Source organism: Breznakibacter xylanolyticus (genome assembly GCF_003254275.1).
GTDB classification, from domain to species: domain Bacteria; phylum Bacteroidota; class Bacteroidia; order Bacteroidales; family Marinilabiliaceae; genus Breznakibacter; species Breznakibacter xylanolyticus.
Map to the genome: position 1 here is coordinate 1 of NZ_QKZK01000030.1, position 24,023 is coordinate 24,023.

A 24,023-nucleotide genomic window follows, 5' to 3' on the forward strand; every position below is an offset into this window, starting at 1 on the left:
ATCCAAAGCAAACTAACCACCCCAGTCTCTTTTGCGTCAGCAAAGAATTCGTTCAATTCGCGGACACCCCCATAACCACGCTCATGAGCCATCTAATCTTTTATCAAACGTGTGATATTACGAATCAACTCTGCACCGTTACATCTCTGCGTTGATCTCCTATTATTTAACAAAAACCCTCCTTCTCACCACACAATTCAACACACACCAAACCCTCAAAAATTAGTGTCATTTTCTCCACACCCTTTTCCACAAAAACCCAAAATTCGCCCTTCCACCCCAAAACCCAACCTTCTACAACCCGCACCAGCAAAGGGATTCAAAAATCAAACCCCACCTTAAAGCATAGATAGTGTATAGATGAAGCATAGATAAAGCATAGATAGTGTATGAAGAGTGCCTGAAAAGTTTAGTTAAATAGCGCCATTTTCAGCCCCACCCCTTTGTGTCAAATAGTGCAAACAGACACTCTAAAACACCCTCTCTAAACGTGTCAAATCAAACCTTCTCTCACCCCTTCAATTCTCCCTATCAAAAGGGCGTTACTCAAAACTCTGATCATCACCCGATGCTGCCATCCATTTCCTTTTCCACCAAAAATTAATAACTTCATCTGCACCATTCTTCAATCCCAAATCTCTTTGAATCTACTCCGAAAAACACGAACAATGCCTCTCCACAAATCGCATCCATCACTTTGAATGCGTTTCAATGTCGTTTAGTTAAGAGAAAAAGATGTCAGACGAAGAGACAGATGATGAGATGAAAAAACAGATATTTAGATCCGTGACCTTCGTCTCTTCAGTCTAATCTATCTGTCTTTAGTCTCATCATCTTCTTGTCTCTTTTGTGAAAAGTACATTTCAGCGTGAACTTCTCTTTAGGATTTTTTTATAAATTTGCGCCTTCCAAAAAAAATGGAATCATTTATAAAACTGACAGTTATAACTCACCCAATCGACGCTCATGATTTACACACTGCGCATCATATCTAACGAATCGGACGATTTCATCCGCGAGGTGACCATCGACGGAGAAGACAACTTCCTGACCCTTCATAACTTTCTGCAGCAAGAAATGAACTACGACCCATCCATGATGGCATCATTCTTCACCACCGACGAGGGCTGGAACAAAGAAACCGAAATCACACTCATGGACATGATGGACGGCGAAAATCCCGACATCCGCGTCATGGATCAATGCGTGATTGCCGATTACGTTCATAGCAACAAACAGCGATTCCTCTACGTCTTCGACTTCTTTGCCGAGAGAGCCTTTTTCATGGAAATCTGCAACATCCAAAACGGAACAATCCCGGCACCACAAATCATCAAATCAGAAGGTGATGCGCCCGAACAAATCATGCCCGACCTGATGGCCGACAATGGCGAACCCGACAGCGACCTACTGGACGTAGAAGACGAAGCCGACGACTTTTTTAAATACGAAGAAGGCATCGACGAAGACGTGGATCTCGACAGCTTCGGCATGGATTTCCGCGAAGATTATTAATCCATCCTGTAGAGACGCCCTTTTTAGGCGTCTCCAGTAAAGACGCCCTTTTTAGGCGTCTCCGATAAAGACGCCCTTTTAAGGCGTCTCCAGCAAAGACGTCCTTTTAAGGCGCATCCGGTAAAGACGCCCTTTTAAGGCGTCTCAACAAAATAAATCCCCCACACCATTTGAAAACCAACTGGCTCATTGTTCTCACCGGCCCCACGGGCATTGGCAAAACCGACCTTTCCATCGAAATGGCCAGGCAATTCAATTCGGTCATCATCTCGGGCGATTCGCGCCAAATATACAAGGAACTGTACATCGGCACCGCAGCGCCCACACCCCTGCAAACGGCCATGGTGCCCCACTACCTCATCGCCACCCACTCGGTTACCGATTATTACAATGCCTGGCAGTTTGAGCAGGACGTGCTTCAACTCACACGCGACCTCTTCCCGCAGATCAACCCCATCATCCTCACCGGCGGTTCCATGATGTACATCGACGCCTTGTGCAACGGCATCGACGAGCTGCCAACCATCGACACCGAGCTGCGCGAAAACCTGGCCCGCCAATACCGCGAAGAAGGCATCGACCCCATCCGACGTCTCCTTAAGCAACTCGACCCGGTGTTTTACAACCAAATGGATTTACAAAACCACAAGCGCGTGATTCACGCCGTGGAAATTTGCATGATGACCGGCAAACCTTACAGCGACCTGCGCACCAAACCCAAACACGATCGCCCTTTCAACATTCTCAAAATCGGGCTCGAGATGGATCGTGAGGAACTCTACGACCGCATCAACCGACGGGTGGACATGATGATGCAACAGGGACTGGAGGACGAAGCCAAACAACTCTATCACCTGCGCCACCTCAACTCCCTCAACACGGTGGGCTATCGCGAACTCTTCGACTACTTCGACGGCAACTGCACGCTGCCTGAGGCCATTGAACTCATCAAACGCAACTCGCGTCGTTACGCAAAAAAACAGCTCTCGTGGTTTCGACGCGACAAAGAGATGCATTGGTTTCATCCTGCCGAGAGCGAAAAAATCATTAAATTTGTGATCGACACCATCCATCAAAAAGGAAAGCCGGCCTGATTTGTTTCATCTTTCTCGCGGTTTACAGCGTTTTATTTCTGAGGCCGGCTTTCTCTTTTCATCCGCAACACCCTGCTACCATGCCCGAGCCGCGCTTCAACATCCGCGTTTACGCCATCATCATCCAACAAAACCAACTGCTCCTGTCCGACGAATTCGTGATGGGAACCCTCATGACCAAGCTGCCCGGTGGCGGACTCGAGTACGGCGAGGGAACCCTCGACTGCCTGCATCGAGAGATGAAAGAAGAAACCGGCCTCGACATCCGCATCACCGGCCACTTTTACACCACCGACTTCTTTCAAAAAGCACTGTTTTACGACCACACCCAACTGCTGAGCATCTATTACAAGGCACAACTCATCCATCCCGAGCGACTCATCACCTCCTCCCGAAAACACGACTTTGAACACCGCGAAGGCGCCCAGTCGTTTCGATGGGCTCACATACAAAACATGCCTGCCGCGGAGTTATCGTTCCCCATCGACAGGCATGTGTTACATCTTTTAAAATCGGAAATCGGCTAACGACCTCTTCATCGACCATCTTCGGGACGGTACCCCACACGCGAGGCCACCTTATAACTGTTGCGCTCCGACCCGTTGCGCGACACCAATTCGCCTAAAAAGCCGGCCAGAAACAATTGCGTGCCAATGATCATCCCCGTTAGGGCAATGTAAAAATAGGGGCTCGAAGTGACCAGCGGCGCCCTCAGTTGATGATAAACAGCCCACAGCTTGTGTGCCCCTAGTAGCCCGGCCGACACAAACCCCACCATAAACATGATGGTGCCCAACCCGCCAAACAGGTGCATGGGTCGCTTGCCAAACTTTGAGATAAACGATACGGACATCAAATCGAGAAAGCCCTTGAGAAAGCGCTCCATGCCAAACTTCGACACGCCATACTTGCGCTCCTGATGCTGCACCACCTTTTCGCCAATGCGTCCAAAACCGGCCTGCTTGGCCAATATGGGGATGTAACGGTGCATCTCGCCATACACTTCGATGTTTTTGATCACCTCGCTACGATAGGCTTTTAACCCACAATTGAAATCGTGCAAACGGATGCCCGACACCCATCGCGCTGTGCGGTTAAACAACTTACTGGGAAGTGTTTTGCCAAGGGGATCGTAACGCTTCTTCTTCCATCCGCTCACCAGGTCGTAACCCTCTGCACGAATCATCTGCACCAGGCCGGGAATCTCTTCGGGACTGTCCTGCAAGTCGGCATCCATGGTGATGACCACCTGCCCCCGGGCGGCCTCAAAACCACAAAACAGAGCGGCCGACTTACCGTAGTTGCGCCGAAAACGAATGCCACGCACCATCTCATTGTCCTGACATAAAGCCTCCACCACAGGCCACGAACGGTCACTGCTGCCATCGTCAACCAAAATCACTTCGTAACGCCAACCGAGGGGATCAACCACCCGTCGAATCCAGGCGATGAGCTCGGTGAGCGATTCTTCTTCGTTGTATAGCGGGATGACCAAACTTAAATCCATGATATTCTCTTTTCAATAATTAAACGAACCCGACAACCGGGAATATGAGTCTTCACGACACCTCCTGCATGGCCTGCGCAAACGGATCCTGCTTGCGCTTGAGGAAGGCAGCCACCACCAAGGCCATCAACAATCCATAAAACGCCGTTTGCGGGATGGACCACAATGCCACCGACAGAGGGGAGGCCTTTCGCGATTCATCAATGGCCTGTTCGATAAACACAATTTGCTTTTCAATGTCGGCATCCTTCATATTGGCCTGTTCGTAAAACTGAACCGTTTTGTCGAGCAGCGCCTCTTGCTTGCGCACTTCGTAACCGGGATCGATGACGGTGGTAAACACCAGTGAATAGGCAGCCATGATGATGCCGGCAAAAAACATAAGCCACGTGCCAAACCGAATCCCTTCGCGATAGGTGAGCCAGCCACGGTTCTCCACATCGCGAAACCGTTTCATGGTGATGATCATTCCCAACAACATGGGGCCAAAACCAAACAACACCGTCAGAGCCGTCATCCCCACCAAACCAAACCGGTCGAGATCTAACATATAAAACAACAGAGCAGAAGCCACCATGCCTCCGCCCACATATAAGCCATAACGCATGGTGCCTTTCACGAACACCGATCCTTGTGAAGTCGTCATTGAATCGCTTTTTTTAATCATGAGCAAAGATAAATATCCATTTTACATTGGCGATAGAATGACAGCCAAAGTTTAGCCGAAAAAAAGTGCATTTAAAAGCATCTACAAATCAAAAGGATAACAAAAAACTTGCAATTTTTAAGCAAAAAGAAGCACCAAATACTTGCAGGAAATGGGAAAAACCCTACTTTTGCATCCGCGAAACGGGTAAGTCCCATACGACCAGCTCCTGTTGAACTCCCCCAGGGCTTGACCGCAGCAAGGGTAGACGGTTGTAGCGGTGCGATATGGATCGCTTACCCACCCGCCGGTGTAGCTCAGTTGGCCAGAGCAGCTGATTTGTAATCAGCTGGTCGGGGGTTCGAATCCCTCCACCGGCTCGGAGGACAAACTTCAATGGAAGTTTGGTACTAACATAAAAGATTGAATAAAAGATATTGGGGAGATACCAGAGTGGCCAAATGGGACTGACTGTAACTCAGTTGTCTTACGACTTCGGAGGTTCGAATCCTCCTCTCCCCACTCTTTTGCCGGTGTAGCTCAGTTGGCCAGAGCAGCTGATTTGTAATCAGCTGGTCGGGGGTTCGAATCCCTCCACCGGCTCCATTCAAAAAAACATAACGCGGGAGTAGCTCAGTTGATAGAGCATCAGCCTTCCAAGCTGAGGGTCGCGGGTTTGAACCCCGTTTCCCGCTCAACGAAAGGGACAGACAGAAATGTGTGTCCCTTTTTTATTGGCATGAAGCTCCGACCCCGCCCGGGGATATTTGAAAAAGCTAAGGATTAATGCACCAAAAGCCCGCCGCCTTTTATGAAAAAGGCGGCGGGCTTTTAGGTAATTCACCGCGGTGAAATTTAAAATCACCGCGGTGAAATAAAAATCGACCGCGGTGAATCGATAAAAACACAAGCAGGACTTCAATCATTGTTCACGGCCAAATGGATGATTCGACCTTTTCGTATTTCAAAGTGGTCAGCATCTCTTTAAGATCTGTACCGGGGCGGAACAAGATTTTGCCACCTCTGATGAGCGAGGAGGTAAACTGCGCTGGCGAATCGGCTCCCTCGCTGGTGATCGAAATCTGGAAGGATCCAAAATCGCCCAGGCGAATAATTTCACCATTCTCGAGATGCCGTTTCATGATTTTGGTCAGCAGATTGAGGGCCGCCATCATGTCGGTGTCACTCACGGTGGTGGATGCCTGGGCGACTTCCTGACTCAACTGACGAAAGGTAAATTCCCGGCGGCTCTTGGCGCGTGCATAATATTTGGGTGTCGAATGCGGGTTTCCGGGAGGCGTTTGAGGAATAAGTACGTAAGGTATGGCCATGGGTGGTGTATGATTTAATGTAGATTTTTTAATAGCGGCGGCCAAGCGGCGTCAGCACAACATTCATCTGCGATGAACGCTTGCTTGTGAATGCTTGTCATGAAAACGACATTGCACCCCATCCTGACACCGGCCGGAAGGTCGAATATAATATTTCTGTTCGACATCAAAACAGTCCCCAACGGATGTTTCACCATAAAAATCACCGGGTTATCGGCCATAACCCAAAATGGTGCCGTATATTTGCACCCATACAACAAAAACACCACATCGATGCTCATTAAAATCTACCCCGAAAACCCCAATCCCAAGTCCATCGACCAAGCCGTGCAAACACTAGCCAATGGCGGACTGGTGATTTACCCCACCGACACCGTGTACGGACTGGGATGCGACATCAACAACACCAAGGCCGTAGAGGCCATTTGCCGCATCAAGGGCTTTAACATCAAAAAGGCCAACCTCTCATTTGTGTGTCACGACCTGAGCCACATTGCCGACTTTACCAAACCCATCAGCAACAGCACCTTTAAACTGATGAAACGGCATCTTCCCGGCCCCTTCACGTTTGTGCTGGAGGCCAACAACAATGTGCCCAAGCTGTTCAAAAACAACAAAAAAACCGTGGGCATCCGTGTGCCCGACAATAACATCATTCGCGAAATTGTGGCCAAACTGGGCAACCCGGTACTCTCCACCTCTATTTACGACGAAGACGACATCATTGAGTACACCACCGACCCCGAACTGATACACGAGAAATGGGAAAACCGCGTCGACCTGGTCATTGATGGCGGTTATGGCGACAACACCCCTTCAACGGTGGTCGATTGCACCACCTACGACTATCAGATACTCCGCCAGGGGAAAGGCATTTTGGAGATCTGATGTCATCGACGATTGATCCCTAATATGGAGAATGCGGAATGACAAGAGAATAAACGCGGAGACCTAAGGCGCTGAGTTCATTTGTAGCGCGTTGCATTTATATAAATTAAAATAGGCACATGAACTATAACAGTCAAGACGCCTACATAAAGGTTAGGCCGCATAGCCCCAACGGGCGAAAGCGTTGTTGGATGCCACACTTAACCAAACAGACAGTGATTGCTTTGGCTCCGATGGGGCTTGGGGAGGTTCCTTACTGCTTTGCACACTTGATCCAATGCCCAATCCTGCTATTAACCCCAGCCTTCAGGCTGGGGCTAATTAGATAATCGTTACAGAAGGGCTTTAGCCCATACTTTAGTTGCAATCACTAATGACGCCAAAAACCGGGCGAAAACAGAAGTATCACGGTAAAGAGTTCCAAACGTCCCACCAGCATGAGCAATGCCAAGAACCATTTGCCCACAGCAGGAACTTGCGAAAACGAAAAAGCCGGCCCCAACTCGTTGAGTCCCGGACCAATGTTCCCAATCGAAGTGGCCACCGCCCCCAACGAAGTGGAAAGGTCATACCCCAAGGCTGAAAATGCGATGGTACTCAGCCCCACAATCATCAAATAAACCACCACAAAGGCCAACACATTATACAACACCGACTGTGGCACCACCTTGCCATTGCTTCGCACCGAAATCACCGCGTTAGGATGAATGAGTCGTCGCATCTCAAAACCACTGTTCTTAATTAACAAATTGATGCGGGCAATCTTAATCCCCCCGGCCGTGGAGCCGGCACATCCCCCAAAAAACATCAACAAAAACACAATCGCCACCACAAACGAAGGCCAAATCATAAAATCGACCGTGGCAAATCCGGTGGTGGTAACAATCGAAACCACCTGAAATAACGCATCACGAAAGGCTTTCTCGGCGCCTGTATAAGTGTTCATCATCCACAAAACCCCTCCAATCAAAACACTGACGCCTAACACAGTCACCCAATAAAACCGGAATTCATCATTCCCCTTGAGTCGTAAAAATTTACCTCGACTCAAACCATACAGCAACGTGAAATTGACCCCTGCCAAAAACATAAAAAAGGTGATGACATATTGAATGTAAGCCGAATCCCAATGCGCGATGCTGGCCTGCTTGGTGCTGTAACCGCCCGTAGCCATGGTGGTAAACGAATGACAAATGGCATCGAAATAATCCATGCCACCAACAAACAGCAACAGGGATTGGACCAGAGTCAACACCAAATATATTAACCATAACTGTCGAGCAGTATCGGTAATGCGAGGCTGCAGCTTGTCGTAGGTCAATCCCGGCACTTCGGCCTCGAACAGCGCCATACCCCCCACACCAAGAAAGGGCAACACAGCCAACGACAACACAATCATCCCCATCCCTCCCAGCCATTGGGTGATGCTTCGCCAAAACAACACCCCGTGGGTCATCGACTCAATGTTATTTAATATGGAACTTCCCGTGGTGGTAAAGCCCGACATGGTTTCGAAAAAGGCATCGGTGAAACCGGGAATGGCACCACTCAGCCAATAAGGCATCATCCCAAAGAACGAAAATACCACCCACACCATGGCTACAATTATATAACCTTCGCGTTTCCCAAACTGCTTACCGGCACCGCGTCCCTGCCAAATGGCCACCCCGCCCACCGTAGCACTGATTGCCGTGGAAAGTAAAAAATAAATAAAATCGCTTTCACCATATAATAATGATACCAATGAGCTGATGAGCAGGAAAACGCTCTCAATTATCAATAACGAACCCCAAGTACGGATGATGACTTTAAAATTGACCATTTCGACAATAATTACGCTTAAAATAATGCATTAAAAACCAAACAACCAAAAAACAGACCACCCAACAGAGGGCATTCAACCAAACTCGTTTACAAACAGCTATCTTTGAACGTTCAATTTTCGACCAAGCATCGCAACCTTAATTCCAAATAAAAGTAAACACAAAGCAACGTAACAATCAGCTCTTTTTTTTGACCAAACGCATGCAACCAATATCCCCCTCTACAAATCAGCACACCACCATCGTCCGAAAACTGACCCTTTTGGTCATCCTCATCGGATGCTATTCTTTCGCCCAGGCTCAACTCAGCTTTGGCGGAAAACCGTTATGGCAAACACAAACCAACGGACTCAAAAGCGCATCGTCCAACCTGAAATTCGAAATCATGCCGCCATTCGATGCCGCCATATACGAGACATCCGATGAGGAGATGCTTAAAACTACGCGCTTTGCCCACCCATTCTTCGTCAACTACACCCCATCCAATTCGGGACAGTGGAGCATCACCAACAATGGCACGCGCGTTTGGCGACTGGGCATCAGCTCGCCGGGCGCTTACACGCTCAACCTGCTCTTCGACCGCTTTAACATTCCCGACGGGGCACGCATGTTCATCTTTTCGGCCGACATGGGGCACGTCATTGGCAGTTTCACCAATCAAAGCCACACCTCGCAGGGTGTATTTGCCACCATCCCGGTGGCAGGCGATCGCATCATTGTTGAATACAGTCAGGATGCTTGGGTCGAAGACGAACCGGACATCCTCATCAGTGCCGTCAACCACGACTTCAAGAACTTTTATGCCACCGAAAAAGTGGGGCTGTTCAACGATGCGGGATCTTGCAACGTAGATGTGAGCTGTGCCCCGGTGGCTCAGGACGAACATGTCCGTGCCGTGGTGCGTTTGGTGGTCGATGGTCGGGAATATTGCACCGGCACCCTGGTCAACAATTCCCTTAACGATGGCACCCCGTATGTACTCAGTGCCAATCATTGTCTGAAGAATAACTATACCAATCCGGCTTTTGTGTACCTGTTCAACTACCAAGTGCCCGACTGCCAATCGGGCATTGAAGGCGACAGAATGCAGTCGATGAGCGGCGGCCAAATTGTGATTGCCGACGACAATCTGGATGTGATGCTCATAAACATGCAACAGATGCCGCCCGTTTCGTATCGTCCCTACTGGGCAGGATGGTACGTGGCCGACACACAAGAGGCACCGGTGCACTCCATTCACCATCCCATGGGCGATGTTAAAAAATATGCATCATCACAATCAGCACCCACCAAAGCCTCCTTTAGCAACCCGGCCTACACTTTTGCCACCGATGCCCATTGGCGGGTGAGCAAATGGGATGTGGGTACCACCGAAGGCGGCTCATCGGGATGCGGCCTATTCAACAGCAACCAGCAAATCATAGGCACCCTCTCGGGCGGCGAAGCCACCTGCAACCGTCCGCTCAACGATTACTTTGCACGCGTCAACAAAGCATGGGATTACCAAACCGACATCAATAAAAAACTCAAAACATGGCTCAATCCCGACCATGCCTCCCTTGCCGTCACATCGATGCCGGGATTTGACTTTTACGAAAGTCGTGGGGTGAAACGCATCACCAACCGCCTGACCGGCGAAACACCCGTGCTGCGCGACAACTACCAAACCGGCTTTTGGCTGGGACACAATGCCTCGAAATACACTGCCATGGCCGAAAAATTCGACACCATCGAAAGAGCCACACTGCATGGCATCTACCTGATGGCAGGCAAACGCACGGCAACATCCCAACAAAGCATTGGCATTAAGATATGGAGCGGCGAAGAGTTCAACAGCGCCAACACACCACTGCTCGACACCAGCGTGGTGATCTCGACCCTCAAAGCACCGGCCGAGAACTTTGTGCGACTCATATCACCCCTTGTCGTGAATACACCTGTGAGCATTTCGGTATCGTACAACTATGCCACCACCGACTCCATAGGCATTTACTGGATGCAACCGTCAACACAACGCACCCGAAACACGGTTTACCTGCACAAGAACGGCATTTGGACGGCATTTAACGAACTACATCCATCGGGCATTAAAACATCGGCTTACCTGGAACTGCTGGCTTCGGACATTACCTTTAAAAACGCAGAAAACCCGGAAGACAGCATCAAAACGGACGAATACGTGGTGGTATATCCCAATCCTGCCCGCGAGATCATCCATTACGAATGGGGCAACGACATCCTCCAGAAAGTAGAACTGATTAATTTAAACGGGCAAAAGGTCGCTCAATGTTACCTTGGCAGCAAGAATAGCAACGACAACATGCCCGTCACCCACCTCTCGGCAGGCATTTATGCCATGAAGTTTTACTTCAACAAACAGGTCATCACCCAAAAAGTGATCATTACCCATTAACAATCTGAAACTGATTAGTCCATCAACTTCAGATTGTCGAGACAGAAATAGCTCAACGTATTTTTAGGATTCAGCGAGCCTTCGGTGGAAAAGAGTTTCATCTCAATTTTCTGCACCCGGCCTAATTCACGAAGGTCGATGGTGGCCCATTTTTCGAGCGCATAACGTTCGGTTTTCACCTCACGTGTATAATCGGCAAGATAAAAAAGCAGCTCCCCGCTAACACTACCGTCGGCACGAAAACCTCGCACCCCAAGCACAAAGGCATCCTGTTTACCCTCGCCAAAAGGCGACAGTAAATCGGTTCCATTTTTGATGGCGCCCACCATGTAAGCCGTATTGACCACGTCCACACTGCGAATGCGATACACGCGATTGTCGTCGAACGACACCGTCACGCCGGTTTCGACATCCTGCTGATGACACACCAAATATGACATACTTTTATCGGAACCATAGCCCACATTGGCACTAAAGGGATTTTTGAGGGTACGCACAGATGTGTTGGTCATGCTGCTCAGGGCAAACCCGTTCCATGTAGAAGCCTCATCGCCGGCCACATACTGAAAAGGAAATGTCACTCCTTTGGAAGTCAGGTTACCCACCTGCGGATTGCAATAAAAGGTGTCTTTTTTTAGCCCAAACTCTTCGAAATAAAGGATCCGCATGGCATTGACCGGCACCACCAGCGTATCGCTCCCCGATGGGTTTTGCACCACAAACGTATATTGGTACGATTGCAATGTATCGGGCTCGAGGTGCAATGTCTTTTCGGTTGAGACCACCTGACCGTCGAGAAGCCATTGATAAGTAGATTCGTAATCGTAAGTAATTTTAGGATCGAGCACCAACACCGAATCATAATCCAGCTCATAACCACCATCGGGCATGTTCAAATGAATTTGGGGAGCTGGCATTGGCTTTTCTTCCTCACAGGCCACCATCACAACGGACAATACCGACAACACTATAAAGCACTTATAAAACAACTTACGTTTCTGCACAACAATAATCATTAAGTCACCAATTCATGAAAGAACATAAATAAGCGACGATGAATAAATACAAATTACAAACGCCCCTGACTGATTTCGTGATCGAAAAATCCGGGAATATTCTCAACCCCGATGCGCTTAGCCACAATCTTTTTATCACGATCGAGAATGTAAATCACAGGGGTACTGAAGATGTCATAATGGTCGCGAAAACCCGACTGCTGATAGCGATCAAAGACGTTATACCATCCAAATCCTTCCAGATGATTGGCCTCCACAAACTCTTGCCACTCCTTGGTATCAATTTGCGTATAAACGGCCATTACCTTAATGCCTTTGTCTTTATACTTCTCGAACACATCTTTAAACAAGGCGGGAATCTCCTTTTTACAATGACCACAGCTGGGTTCCCAAAATGCCAAAATGGTGTAGGGAGCCGAAATCTCACTCAACCTGAAGAACTCACCATTCAACGACTCCAATTTCATATCGTGAGCTTTTAAGCCCAATAAGTTCGGTTTGATCTTCACCACCCGATCCTTCAGTTTTGTAAGGAATTCTTCATCGGCCCACGTGGCATCACCACTCAGATAATACTTTTCACCCAATGCCACCAACATGGCATCCATGCCCATCATCTTGCTGTCGTTGGCATAATTGAAGAAGTACTGCACCATGTAACGAAACATCTCGGCATTGGGACGCGCCTTTTCGATCACACCAATGGCAGCCGCCGTGAGCGTGTCGGGATGCTGAATCACGGTTTTAGTAAGATAGTTTTCTAACTTGCCATGAAAATATGGCGTGCGAATCAACCGATCATCGGTTAAATCCAAGTGGTCGAAGTAATGATGCTTGTAGTAATAATAACGTCTGTGTTGCAACACCGAGTCCTTATTAACCACAGAATCCTCCACCGTGAATTCAGGGACTTCCACAGCCTTTAATCCGGTTAAGAACAGCGCCAACATGGTTTTGGGATTCTCCTGAATCAAACGATCACTCAAATCCTTCACATCATTGCCCATTTGCTGTAATCGTTCCTGAAGGAATTTTGATGAATCGGGTTGCTCCTTCAATGCTTCTAATTTTTGCTGTAGTTCCTTTGCTTCGGTCTGACGATCCATCAATAACCGCTGATACGATAAAAAACGTTCACTTTCATCGGCACCGGTAATCACCAGATTCTTCACATAGTCAGGCTCGTGGGTTTTCATGGCAAACTGCTGATCGCTGCCCACCAAAAAGTCGAAATAGGTTTGATTGGGCAGATACACCAGGTACATGCCCTGAGGCAAAGGCTTCTCGCCGGTAAAAACACCACGTCCCCGGCTATCCACCTGAATGGTGTCGCTCACATACATTTTACTTTGAGCATAATAGCCCAATATCACCGAAGTGTCTTTCACTCCGCCAATATCAACCTGAATTTTATATCCCTGGGCACCAAGGTTCATCAACGCCAGGAATAAAACCAATCCACTCAATAGCATTTGTTTGGTCTTCATAGCATCTATCTTCATTCAATTGATAATTAATTCAACAACATTCATTTAACGGTGCATCGTTCATTAAGACCTGAATTAACCGATTGGCATGAGCCAGATTATCAAAATTACGCATCAACACAGCTCTGCGCTCGTCAATGCACTGCAACGGAAAGTCCATCTCCCACCGCTTCTTTATCAAGTCCTTCCACTGCTCAACAGTTTCGGCACTGTCACACAACGCCTCCACACCTGAACCATTCAGCACATGGCCATTGGCCACCACAAAACGACCATTGGCCAGCGAGCTGAGCAACTTAAGTTTGATGCCCGTGGGCTGATGCGAATGTAAAAGAATCACGTGAGCATCTTGCTGAATCTTTAGCATCTTAGCCTCATCGGGGTTCGAAAAAAGCATGGCATTGGGATAACGCGCCACCACACGTCTCAAATGCGCCGTTGGATTCTTCCCGGCAATGACAATGGGATAATCACTATCCTTAAGCACCTGCGCCAAGAGATATTCAATGGACATTTCGTTCTCACGCACACTCAAGTTGCCGTGCATCAACAGATACTGGCCACGTCCAGGCAAACAAGTCACGTCGTAGTTGGAATGAAACACAGGTAACAATTCAGCTGATCCATACTGAGATGAAAACCACTTTTGGTCATTCACCGACAAAGAAAACAGATAAGTAGCTTTTTTCAAAATCGGTTCGAACCGTTTGAGCTTACGGGATTCGAGATAATAATACAGGCGTTTGAAAGGATGCCGGGTTGCCTGAGCCAGATGGCGATAATAATCGTGCTCCACATTATGACATCGCACTGCCACGCGCTTCCCATGATTGATAAGCGTGTCTAAAAACGCCGTGCAATGCAATCCTTCGAGCAATACAGGGGCATCATCGGCTAAAAGGTTGCGCAACAGAGTTGGGTTTTGCCGCGACACCACAATAAAAGGCAACGAATGCAACAAATAATGAGGCCACAACGGCCGTTTGTAATAATAAACAGTTTCGCACCAGCGCGCCAACTCGGGCATAGGACGTCGCCCGTATACAAAGCAATGGAGAATTAAACGCACCCCCGACTCATGCAGGGCTTTCACTTTGAAAAACACATCAATTACCCCCCCGTAATCGGGAGGGTATGGATTATTGAAACAAACAAGATGAAGCGTCCCCTTCGAATTTATATCTTCTTGCATTTTTCTTTCAGAAAATCTTTTAAAGCCGGGTCGATGGCATTGATTAACGCAGCCTCTACCCGCCCGTGATAATCGTTGAGCCAGGCAATTTCCTCGGGCGTAAGCAAATCCTTCACCACCGGCACGGTATCAATCGGGCACAAGGTCATGGTTCGAAACTGATAAAACTCGCCAAATGCACTGACATTACGAACCTGAGTCAACACCAAATTTTCGATGCGAATGCCATACTCTCCGGCTCTGTAAACACCAGGTTCGTTAGAGGTGAGCATTCCAGGCTCAAGAGGCACACCATTGTCAGACGGTGAAAGCACCAGAGGTCCCTCATGCACATTAAGAAAACAGCCCACACCATGTCCGGTGCCATGGCCATAATTCAAACCCTGCCGCCATAATTCGTGACGGGCAACAGCATCGAGCTGCACACCTCGTGTACCCTTCGGGAATACAGCTTTAGCCAAGGCAATGTGGCCTTTGAGCACGCAAGTATAATCAATTTTTGCCTGCTGGGACAATTTACCCATGGCGATTGTACGGGTAATGTCGGTTGTTCCCCCCATGTACTGCCCCCCGGAATCAATTAATAAAAAGCCTTCGGGACGAATCACGGCATTGGAAAGCGAGGTCACAGAGTAATGCACAATGGCACCATTGGCCTGATATCCGGCTATGGTGGCAAAAGACTCGCCCATATACCCCTCAGTCGAAGCACGGAACGCATTGGCCTTGGCCACCACATCCATCTCCGTAATTTTGCCAGAGGGAACAGCATCTTCCAGCCAATGCAAAAGGGAAATCATCGCAACCCCATCATCCACCATCACCTTTTCGATGGATTGAATTTCGGCCTCACTCTTAATGGCTTTGAGGGAGCCAATGATACTCTTGACCTCTTTTTTAGGACATTCGGGATGCAAGGCATCCACAGCCAAGGCGTTTAAGCGAAGCGGGTCATAGATGAAGATGGTATCATAGGAAGGAATCTCCTTGATAGCTCGATAGAAACTCTCGTACAAAGAAATTTTGATGCCATCGCCGGTAAGTTCACGACCGATGGCCGAAGTCACTTTATGAGGATTCACAAACAATTGGGCCGAATCGGGAGAAATAATCATAAACGCATGAAAGACGGGATTATAAGGCACGTCTTCACTGCGCAAATTTAAAGCCCAGGCGATTTCGTCGAGCGCCCCAACAATGTAATGAGTGGCATGTAACTTGCGCATTTGTTGTCGAATGACGGCCAATTTCTCCACACGTCCCATGCCGGCAATTTCAGTAGGATGCGAAAAAATATTGCATTCGGGAATATCGGGACGTCCCAGCCACACATCCGACATTAAATCGTGCTGGATTTCCAATCGCAAGTCGGCTTTTTTAAATTCCCGCTTGTAGTTACGAATGTCCTCTACCGAGAACAATGTTCCATCTAACCCGACGGTATTGCCGGCCATCAAATCGAAAGCCAGCCACTCGGTGATGCCAGGCACGCCGGGCTCCCCCATGCGGAACAATTTGATAAAGGTCTCTTTGAGTTGCTCTTCGGCCTGTAAGAAATATCGCGAATCGACCCACAACCCGGCACTTTCTTCGGTAATCACCAGTTTACCACGAGATCCGGAAAATCCCGACATCCACTCCCGAAACTTCCAGTGATCGGCAATATATTCACTTAAATGCTGATCGTTATCAGAAATAATATAGGCTTGAATTCCGGCAGCAGCCATGCGGCTACGAAGTTCAAAGATACGTTCGTTGTGAAGCATGTTGATTCTTTTAATGATGAAAATGAAGAGAATGAAGGTTAAAAGCAGAACCGAAATGCTCTGCAATTATTGTTAAAAAGTAATTTTCTAATTTAACCCTTTTACACTAAAGAAACCAAAGGAAGCATGTAATTTTTTTGAATGAAGTGCACCCGCAATGGAAAAAGTCGAAAAACAACTATCAAACAAGCAGATTACAAAAGAGAGACAGAACCATTGCCCCTAAAAAAATTTCATCATTAAATGATAAAGCCGAATAAAAAGGCATGTATAAAAAAGGCATAAAAAAATTTAGAGGCAAGACAGCAGTTCGAAAGAGAGCAATACCGAACATGCCACATTTAAACTTTTTGACACAATGGGACAACAGCAAAAAACAGTCAATTTAACTTAATCGTTCAGGCACTCTTCATACACTATCTATGCTTTATCTATGCTTCATCTATACACCATCTATACATTATCCATTCAATATCCATGCCATAATACTATCTATCAATCACTTACAAAAGCACAAAAACAAGCAAAACAATGAATTTAGGGGCAGACGCACAAATAGGATTAGAGAAAATGATCCTAAATTTTAAAACAATCAAAGGAGCCCCACCTTACAGCTTCGACACGAAGGAGGTAGATAGATGGAAGAAAAGAAAAATAGTATAGGAGTGAAAAAATTTAGAAGTATACGAGAGCAAAAAGACATCCGGCCATCATAATAATTACTCCATCAAGAAAAACATAAACCATTTCGAAAAAAGGAGAGAAAGAGCGTATGAATTTTTAACATAGAATAGTAAGGGAAGTGGTAAATAGCACTCAAAAGTCTTTTATTTTTGCAGCCGATTGATTCGGGAACAAAGATGTGAAACATCGATACGACATTGAGGAAAGTTTTTTAGTGGAGAAGTGGAAGAGTGGAAGAGTTTAGGAGTGGAAGAGTTTAGGAGTGGAAGAGTTTAGGAGTGGAGGGGTTTAGGAGTGGAGGGGTTTAGAGGTTTAGGGTGTAAGGGAATTGAGAGCGGGGAGAATTGGGGTGTGTTGTGAGAAATGAGCATGGGCATCAGCCACAAGGTGATCCTACAGTGGGTGACGAAAAAAAAGATAAACAGATGAAGAACATGGGGAGATGGATTTGCGGGGTCATATTTTTGAGTGTGATGCAATTGACACATGCACAAACAAATCAACAAGAGATAGAGGGAGGCAATCTGTCGGAGGTAGAGGTAATGGGGTCGCGCACATCGGTGAGTTACCAACAAACGACGCGAGTGGTGTCGGTGATCACGGGCAGTGACCTGAAAGATCTGGCCATTCACTCGGCCGGCGATTTGCTCGACTATCTCTCGGGTGTCGATTTACGCCAGCGTGGTCCTATTGGCGTTCAGGCCGATGTGAGCATTCGAGGGGGATCGTTTGATCAGGTGATGATTTTGCTCAACGGCATCAACGTGACCGATCCACAAACCGGGCATCACTCGTTGAATCTGCCGGTGGATTTGTCGGCCATTGAACGGATCGAGATACTAGAAGGGCCGGGAGCGCGGGCTTATGGACCTAACGCCTTTAGCGGAGCCATCAATTTTGTCACCGCCACCCCCGACACCAACCGAGTGAATGCCGACATCGCGGGGGGTGCACACGGCTTTATGAGCGGAGGAGGCGCACTGGCCCTCAACCATAAAAACCTCAAAAACTTCATCACCCTGCGAGGAAGCAAGAGCGATGGTTATGCCGAAAACACCGATTTTAAATCGACCAACATATACTACCGAGGCATGCTCACCAATGGGCATCATCGGCTCGACTGGCAAACAGGTTACTTGGACAAATCGTTTGGAGCATTTGCCTTTTATTCGCCCAAATACCCCAACCAGTATGAACAAAACCGCACCTTTTTCAGCAGTTTGAAATACACTTCGGAAGGGTTGATAAAACTCACCCCGGCCATTTACTGGCGACGGAACCACGACCGTTTTGAGTTATTTCGCAACAACCCGGCATCGTGGTATAGCAGCCACAACTATCACATGACCGATGTATTTGGCGCATCGGTGAATGGAGCCGTGAAATGGGTAGGCGGCCACACGTCGGTTGGCGGTGAGGTCCGCGGCGAGTCGATTTTCAGCAACAACCTGGGAGACCCCCTCGGAACCCCTGTGGAAGTCCCCGGCGAAGACTATGAGTGGTTCAATAAATCGTTTCAACGTACCAACAGCTCGTTATTTCTCGAGCATACGTGGTCACACAAAGGATTCACGGTTTCGGCGGGCATGCTGGCCAACCATAACACGGGACTCGACTATCGGTTCCGATATTTCCCGGGGATTGATGCAGCCTACTGGCTCACTCCTCACTTAAAAATCACGGCCGGCTACAACCACTCGCTACGGATGCCCACTTTTACCGACTTATTTTATAACACATCAGCAGCACAAGGCAATCGGTCACTCAAACCCGAAGAGGTGAAAGCCATTGAAAGTGGGTTGCGATGGCACAGCCCCGCCATTGAATCACGGATTACGGGTTTCTATCGCTACTCGACGCAACTCATCGACTGGGGACGGACATCCGCAGACCAAAAATACCAATCGGTAAACATTTCGGAGATGAACACAACGGGCATTCAAGTCTATCTGTCTCTTACGCCCAACGAATGGGTACGTTTCCTCACCCCCATCAAAAAAATCAACATCGATTATCTGCATCTTCAACAAGATAAAGAATCCGATGCAACATACGACTCACGTTACGTGATGGATTATCTGCGTAACAAGCTGGTCGTGGGGCTAACCCACCAAGTCATTTCACGGGTTACAGCGTCGTGGAACGCATCATGGATTGACCGCATGGGCACCTACACGGATGGCGCCGATCAATCACAATCTTACGCATCGTATTGGTTATGCGACCTGCGCCTCACCTGGAGCAGCACCATGGTGGATATTTACACCGAAGCCTCCAACCTCTTTGACCAGTCGTACGAAGACATCGGCAACATACCACAACCAGGTCGATGGATCAGGGGTGGAATAAAATTGAAGCTGGAGTGGTAAACAAAAAAGGAACATGAACTCAACGTCATGTTCCTTTTTTGTTTCATAGGCGATAAAACAATGCATATAAATCACCGTTCAATTTTTGTCAAAGTCATCACACAATCCTTACAATTGGTTTCCACCCGATAAGCATCTTTATCATTAAAAAGCGTCAAAGGCATTTGTATCTTATTATCGGGATGTTTTTTCAAACACATATCCAACATATCGAGCAGACAATGTCTGGATGTCATCACCTTTTGCACCTTACTATTTTGCAATTCCACCCCCCACTCGGCCGCCGCCACCCCATGACGCATATAAAACTGACGCGCGTTATCGTTCAGGATATTGGCAGATGCATCCAGCGTTGATGAAAGGTAAGGTACCGAGTTTGGTTCGATCACCACACGTTCACGCACATAAGCATTTAATCGCGCCTGCAAGTGCTCATTGACCAAATCGCGACGCAACGCATTGAGCTCCTTGGCCGGGATAAAGATGGCCTCAGGCAAATCGAGAAGAACCTCGTTGACGACTAAAGGCGTTCCACCGGTTTTGGCCAATTGGTTACGAATAGCCTCATCGGCTTGGGCGCTGCGAGCAGGCTGCCAATCGAGCACGGCATCCTTTGAGGAACACAAGCCGGAGTCGTCGGTAATCATCAGTTGAAATTTCCCATCTGCCAAGTGGCTAAACGACATCACAGCGTTGATTCTGCGCACCTGATCGGATGCAGACAGCGTTTTCTCAAATAGCTGATCGTGATTTCTAAAGATGATAGCTCCGGCGTACACCTCCTTCATAGAAGCGGGGAACACCCGAGTGGCATCGACACGATTGGCGCGAACGCCCACCAATTCCTTTGCCTTGGAGAAAAAACACAACCCATCACCATTGTTGAGGGATAAAGATTTTGTATCCATCACAAAAGAATCCTTATCAACACGGGCAATGCGTCCAATTCTCTCACCCAAAGATTTAGGAGAATCGACATTCCAAATCACCTCACCACGACCATTGAAAAAGTATGAGGAGAAACCACGGGAAAAACTCTTCTCGGGATTGGGCACAAAACCAGGGATGGAATATCCCAGCGAAGCCCGCTCCACGTGAGGTCGCGAGGCCAAAGCCTCATCAATGACGCGTCGATAATGAGCAGTGATATTTTTCACATAATCAACATCTTTTAAACGCCCCTCAATTTTCAGGGAATCGACGCCGGCATCGATCAAATCGCCCACATACCGACTCAGGTTCAAATCCTTGAGCGACATCAAATGCTGATGACTACGCAACGTTTTGCCCTGAGCATTGCTCAATGAATAAGGCAACCGGCAAGGCTGGCCACATTCGCCGCGGTTGGCACTTCGCCCATTGATGGCCTGACTCATGTAACACTGACCGCTATAACAGACACACAGAGCACCATGAACAAAACACTCCAACTTGACCTTCGTATGGGCACGAATCTCTTTAATTTGCTCTAATGACAACTCACGAGCCAACACCACCTGATCGAACCCCACATTTTGGAGAAAAGCCACCTTTTGAACCGTTCGATTATCGGTTTGAGTACTGGCATGCAGCGGAATGGGTGGTCGCTGCATTTCAAGAATACCCATATCCTGCACAATGATGGCATCGGCCCCAATGTCATCGATTTGACGAATCATTTTTTCAGCCTCAGCCAGCTCATCGTTAAAAAGCAAGGTATTGAAAGCCACATACACTTTGGCGTTAAAAAAATGAGCATGCTCAATCAAACGCGCCAAATCATCGAGACTATTTCCGGCCATTTTTCGGGCTCCAAACTTGGGCGCACCAATGTAAACAGCATCAGCACCATGGTTAATGGCAGCCAGGCCGCATTCCAGATTTTTGGCCGGAGCCAATAATTCAATTTTTCTTTTCAATCGTCCTCCCCCACAATTAAACAACACAAAAAAAATATCTGAAAAAATCTTCACCAATTGATTCAAACATGATACGATGAAAAAACGACATCGTTACCAGTGGTGAACAAATTGAAGAAAGATCATTTCAGATATTGCACACACCCATTGAGGCCAAAGCCTCAGGTTAACATTATTTCTTAAAGGAATAACAACGCACCCAGTCAATATCCATTTCAACGGGCAGACTACCAATCTTATCGTCAGTGACATGAGAACTCAAGGCGATATACATGGGTTGATCGGGCACGTTATTGGTTTGCTGATTGACCACTTCACCATTGATTTTCCACACCAATTTACCGGGCGTCCAATCGAGGGTGAAGATGTGATAATCTTTATCGAAAGCCGCACCTTTGACCAGCGTCGCCGTTTTGCGCACATTGCCTTTACCCGTCTCATCGGTAAACGAGCCACAATCAAAATGTTTAGATGATTTAGGATTTGTTTTGAAAACGGTGATTTGCGGAACCGATTTCTCCCCCAACATCCAAAACGCATGATACATTCCGGGCACATTTTTCAGGCGCACCTTGGCTTCAAAACGACCATACAGCTGGCGGAAACTGTGACCTGTATTGATGATGGCCGCAGAATAGTTAAAGTCAACAGGACGAAAACCACGCTCGGCATCCCACACTTTCCCCTTAGAGGCTTCCTGGCGAGTCACGAGACTCACCACCGAGTCACGTGAGAGGATGTTTTTATCAGAAAAATTTTGTTTTTCGCCGGCCAACACATAACTGTCGTTGAGCAAAGCTTTTCCCCAGTAATAACCGGTAATCCAACGCGAAGCATCCAATTTTTGCGCATCAAAGTCGTCGTCAAAAGAGAGTTGTAAACGCTCAATATCCTTAAATGGATATTTCTTTTTGGTTTGTAAAAACCATTTATGGTCATCACTCTTTTCAATCTCGCTATATTCTTGCAACAAGCTATATTCCTGGCTTTTGAAGAAACGTTTTTTATCCTCGAGGAAGCTTTTAAAATCGATGAATTCCTGTGAAGAAACATACTGATCTAACTTTTGAAACTCGATTAATCGAGCAGAATTTTTGACCGTCGAATAAGACTTGTATTCAGCAGACATCAAAGTATGTTTCACAAACTTAACATCGTCGTTTTTTTCCAAATCGTGCAAACGCTTCAGTTGAATGGCTTCGTCACTATTTTTGAAATCCTTTTTCTTTTGAGCAGCAACAAATGCAGAAGAATGGGTAATCATCTCCAATTCTTTAAACTCGAGATAAACAGGGGATTCGAGCAAACTCTCAAGTTTAGCTTCCTTACCACTTTGTACAAAACGGAGGTAAGTTTTGATGTCTGCTGATTTTTTCAGCGCCAAATAACTGTTATAATGTCGATACGCTTCGGTATCGCTAAATTTCTCATTCTTTAGTTTTTGAACCCGTTTTTCAAAATCCCCGGAATGAATCAGGGTGTCTAACTCAGAAAAACGCTTATAAACAATGGATTCTTCATATTCACAAAAGCGCTTATAATCAGAAGCTAACCGCATTTGTTCAGCTTCATACTTAGCTGTAGACGGAAAATCACTTCCGAAAATGCCTAAAAATTTTGCCATAATGATTAAGATTATTTGACTCTAAGATGTAATAGTTCATCAAAGGCTAAAAATACGAAAGAATTTGTTTTGTCGTGACAATTGGCACATTTGTTTTATGCAAAAAGCGAGAGAAGTTTTTAAAGTGGAGGGGTGGAAGAGTGGAGAAGTGGAGAAGTGGAGAAGTGGAGAAGTGGAGAAGTGGAGAAGTGGAGAAGTGGAGGAGTGAAGGGGTGGAGGGGTGGAGGGGTGGAGGGGTGGAGGGAATAGTATGAAAAGTGGCAATTAGGACGATCCTGACAAACAAAACCTTAAGAGAAACAAAAGCAGGAACGGGAAAAAAAATCGATTTTTTCGACAGAAACTCTTGCGTCGTATGATTTTTTCTCTAAATTTGCATCCGCTTACGAAAGGTCGAAAGTCAAATAAAAAATGCGAAAGTAGCTCAGTTGGTAGAGCACAACCTTGCCAAGGTTGGGGTCGCGGGTTCGAGTCCCGTTTTTCGCTCTTTAGTTGCCCGGGTGGTGGAATTGGTAGACACGCTACTTTGAGGTGGTAGTGGGCGCAAGCCTGTGTGAGTTCGAGTCTCGTCCCGGGTACAAAGCCGTAAAATCGATAGATTTTACGGCTTTGTTATTTTGGGATGTTAGGAAATGTAGAAAGCGTGATCAATGAACACGGAGACACGGGGCCTGGAGGTTTTTTAAGCCTTGTGATGAATCGTGCGGGAGCAGTGATTGAAACTAATGCATGAGGGCTAAAGCCCTTATGAAACGAATATCTAATTAACC

The 24,023-nt window shown here is 47.2% G+C and carries 16 protein-coding genes and 6 tRNA genes; 12 read left to right on the forward strand and 10 right to left on the reverse strand.

What is annotated here, in order from left to right; all coding sequences use genetic code 11:
- Positions 1-966 precede the first annotated feature (966 nt).
- The 3 genes from LX69_RS13860 (at position 967) to LX69_RS13870 (ending at position 3,136) form a co-directional block, all read left to right on the forward strand.
- Entirely contained in the window at positions 967-1,515 is a 549-nt protein-coding gene (locus tag LX69_RS13860) for an IS1096 element passenger TnpR family protein (protein WP_111446652.1), read from the forward strand.
- 170 nt (positions 1,516-1,685) lie between these two features.
- Positions 1,686-2,609 carry a tRNA (adenosine(37)-N6)-dimethylallyltransferase MiaA gene (miaA, locus tag LX69_RS13865; RefSeq protein ID WP_111446653.1) on the forward strand — a complete coding sequence of 308 codons (924 nt, stop codon included), beginning with the start codon at positions 1,686-1,688 and terminating at the stop codon, positions 2,607-2,609.
- An 80-nt stretch (positions 2,610-2,689) separates the two neighbouring features.
- Positions 2,690-3,136 carry an NUDIX domain-containing protein gene (locus LX69_RS13870; RefSeq protein WP_111446654.1) on the forward strand — a complete coding sequence of 149 codons (447 nt, stop codon included), beginning with the start codon at positions 2,690-2,692 and terminating at the stop codon, positions 3,134-3,136.
- A gap of 8 nt (positions 3,137-3,144) precedes the next feature.
- On the opposite strand, the gene LX69_RS13875 is transcribed toward LX69_RS13870, so the two are convergent.
- A complete protein-coding gene (locus LX69_RS13875) occupies positions 3,145-4,116 on the reverse strand; it encodes a glycosyltransferase family 2 protein (RefSeq protein WP_111446655.1) in 972 nt (323 codons plus the stop codon).
- Between the two features lie 52 nt (positions 4,117-4,168).
- Positions 4,169-4,762, reverse strand: a complete 594-nt coding sequence (locus LX69_RS13880; protein ID WP_170124404.1) for a DUF4199 domain-containing protein — start codon at positions 4,760-4,762, stop codon at positions 4,169-4,171.
- 306 nt (positions 4,763-5,068) lie between these two features.
- Between LX69_RS13880 and LX69_RS13885 the strand changes: the two genes are divergently transcribed.
- The 4 genes from LX69_RS13885 (at position 5,069) to LX69_RS13900 (ending at position 5,457) form a co-directional block, all read left to right on the forward strand.
- Positions 5,069-5,142, forward strand: a tRNA-Thr gene (locus LX69_RS13885).
- 59 nt (positions 5,143-5,201) lie between these two features.
- A tRNA-Tyr gene (locus LX69_RS13890) sits at positions 5,202-5,284 on the forward strand.
- A gap of 7 nt (positions 5,285-5,291) precedes the next feature.
- Positions 5,292-5,368: transfer RNA gene (locus tag LX69_RS13895), tRNA-Thr, on the forward strand.
- Positions 5,369-5,384: 16 nt separating this feature from the next.
- A tRNA-Gly gene (locus LX69_RS13900) sits at positions 5,385-5,457 on the forward strand.
- A 234-nt stretch (positions 5,458-5,691) separates the two neighbouring features.
- Here LX69_RS13900 and LX69_RS13905 read toward each other — a convergent pair.
- Positions 5,692-6,093: an HU family DNA-binding protein gene (locus tag LX69_RS13905; protein ID WP_111446657.1), complete on the reverse strand. Its 402-nt coding sequence runs from the start codon at positions 6,091-6,093 to the stop codon at positions 5,692-5,694.
- 99 nt (positions 6,094-6,192) lie between these two features.
- Here LX69_RS13905 and LX69_RS13910 point away from each other — a divergent pair, with 99 nt between their 5' ends.
- Positions 6,193-6,981 carry an L-threonylcarbamoyladenylate synthase gene (locus tag LX69_RS13910; protein ID WP_245935023.1) on the forward strand — a complete coding sequence of 263 codons (789 nt, stop codon included), beginning with the start codon at positions 6,193-6,195 and terminating at the stop codon, positions 6,979-6,981.
- A 370-nt stretch (positions 6,982-7,351) separates the two neighbouring features.
- On the opposite strand, the gene LX69_RS13915 is transcribed toward LX69_RS13910, so the two are convergent.
- Complete coding sequence (locus tag LX69_RS13915) at positions 7,352-8,803, reverse strand: TrkH family potassium uptake protein (protein WP_111446658.1); 1,452 nt, start codon at positions 8,801-8,803, stop codon at positions 7,352-7,354.
- 203 nt (positions 8,804-9,006) lie between these two features.
- Between LX69_RS13915 and LX69_RS13920 the strand changes: the two genes are divergently transcribed.
- On the forward strand, positions 9,007-11,217 hold the full coding sequence (locus tag LX69_RS13920) for a T9SS type A sorting domain-containing protein (RefSeq protein WP_146260750.1): 2,211 nt from the start codon (positions 9,007-9,009) through the stop codon (positions 11,215-11,217).
- A gap of 14 nt (positions 11,218-11,231) precedes the next feature.
- Here LX69_RS13920 and LX69_RS13925 read toward each other — a convergent pair whose 3' ends face one another.
- From LX69_RS13925 to LX69_RS13940, 4 genes are all read right to left on the reverse strand, one after another.
- Positions 11,232-12,221, reverse strand: a complete 990-nt coding sequence (locus LX69_RS13925; protein WP_221621366.1) for a DUF4465 domain-containing protein — start codon at positions 12,219-12,221, stop codon at positions 11,232-11,234.
- 65 nt (positions 12,222-12,286) lie between these two features.
- A complete protein-coding gene (locus LX69_RS13930; RefSeq protein ID WP_170124405.1) occupies positions 12,287-13,720 on the reverse strand; it encodes a TlpA disulfide reductase family protein in 1,434 nt (477 codons plus the stop codon).
- A 31-nt stretch (positions 13,721-13,751) separates the two neighbouring features.
- Positions 13,752-14,912, reverse strand: a complete 1,161-nt coding sequence (locus LX69_RS13935) for a glycosyltransferase family protein (RefSeq protein WP_111446662.1) — start codon at positions 14,910-14,912, stop codon at positions 13,752-13,754.
- Positions 14,897-16,678: an aminopeptidase P family protein gene (locus LX69_RS13940; protein WP_111446682.1), complete on the reverse strand. Its 1,782-nt coding sequence runs from the start codon at positions 16,676-16,678 to the stop codon at positions 14,897-14,899. The genes LX69_RS13935 and LX69_RS13940 overlap by 16 nt, the downstream gene beginning before the upstream one ends.
- Positions 16,679-17,796: 1,118 nt before the next feature.
- Here LX69_RS13940 and LX69_RS13945 point away from each other — a divergent pair.
- Positions 17,797-19,731: a TonB-dependent receptor plug domain-containing protein gene (locus LX69_RS13945; protein ID WP_170124406.1), complete on the forward strand. Its 1,935-nt coding sequence runs from the start codon at positions 17,797-17,799 to the stop codon at positions 19,729-19,731.
- Between the two features lie 71 nt (positions 19,732-19,802).
- On the opposite strand, the gene LX69_RS13950 is transcribed toward LX69_RS13945, so the two are convergent.
- Positions 19,803-21,629, reverse strand: a complete 1,827-nt coding sequence (locus LX69_RS13950; RefSeq protein WP_146260751.1) for a peptidase U32 family protein — start codon at positions 21,627-21,629, stop codon at positions 19,803-19,805.
- Positions 21,630-21,801: 172 nt separating this feature from the next.
- Positions 21,802-23,253, reverse strand: a complete 1,452-nt coding sequence (locus LX69_RS13955; protein WP_111446665.1) for a glycoside hydrolase family 16 protein — start codon at positions 23,251-23,253, stop codon at positions 21,802-21,804.
- 413 nt (positions 23,254-23,666) lie between these two features.
- Between LX69_RS13955 and LX69_RS13960 the strand changes: the two genes are divergently transcribed.
- Both LX69_RS13960 and LX69_RS13965 read left to right on the forward strand, forming a co-directional pair.
- Positions 23,667-23,739: transfer RNA gene (locus LX69_RS13960), tRNA-Gly, on the forward strand.
- 8 nt (positions 23,740-23,747) lie between these two features.
- Positions 23,748-23,831, forward strand: a tRNA-Leu gene (locus LX69_RS13965).
- Positions 23,832-24,023: the final 192 nt, after the last annotated feature.

Bases quoted from the DNA above. Each gene is read 5' to 3' on its own strand.
- LX69_RS13860 (WP_111446652.1), top strand. From the start codon at position 967: ATGATTTACACACTGCGCATCATATCTAACGAATCGGACGATTTCATC.
- LX69_RS13940 (WP_111446682.1), bottom strand. From the start codon at position 16,678: ATGCTTCACAACGAACGTATCTTTGAACTTCGTAGCCGCATGGCTGCT.
- LX69_RS13910 (WP_245935023.1), top strand. From the start codon at position 6,193: ATGAAAACGACATTGCACCCCATCCTGACACCGGCCGGAAGGTCGAAT.
- LX69_RS13870 (WP_111446654.1), top strand. From the start codon at position 2,690: ATGCCCGAGCCGCGCTTCAACATCCGCGTTTACGCCATCATCATCCAA.
- LX69_RS13905 (WP_111446657.1), bottom strand. From the start codon at position 6,093: ATGGCCATACCTTACGTACTTATTCCTCAAACGCCTCCCGGAAACCCG.
- LX69_RS13955 (WP_111446665.1), bottom strand. From the start codon at position 23,253: ATGGCAAAATTTTTAGGCATTTTCGGAAGTGATTTTCCGTCTACAGCT.
- LX69_RS13915 (WP_111446658.1), bottom strand. From the start codon at position 8,803: ATGGTCAATTTTAAAGTCATCATCCGTACTTGGGGTTCGTTATTGATA.
- LX69_RS13935 (WP_111446662.1), bottom strand. From the start codon at position 14,912: ATGCAAGAAGATATAAATTCGAAGGGGACGCTTCATCTTGTTTGTTTC.
- LX69_RS13880 (WP_170124404.1), bottom strand. From the start codon at position 4,762: ATGACGACTTCACAAGGATCGGTGTTCGTGAAAGGCACCATGCGTTAT.
- LX69_RS13930 (WP_170124405.1), bottom strand. From the start codon at position 13,720: ATGAAGACCAAACAAATGCTATTGAGTGGATTGGTTTTATTCCTGGCG.
- LX69_RS13875 (WP_111446655.1), bottom strand. From the start codon at position 4,116: ATGGATTTAAGTTTGGTCATCCCGCTATACAACGAAGAAGAATCGCTC.
- LX69_RS13945 (WP_170124406.1), top strand. From the start codon at position 17,797: ATGGGGAGATGGATTTGCGGGGTCATATTTTTGAGTGTGATGCAATTG.
- LX69_RS13920 (WP_146260750.1), top strand. From the start codon at position 9,007: ATGCAACCAATATCCCCCTCTACAAATCAGCACACCACCATCGTCCGA.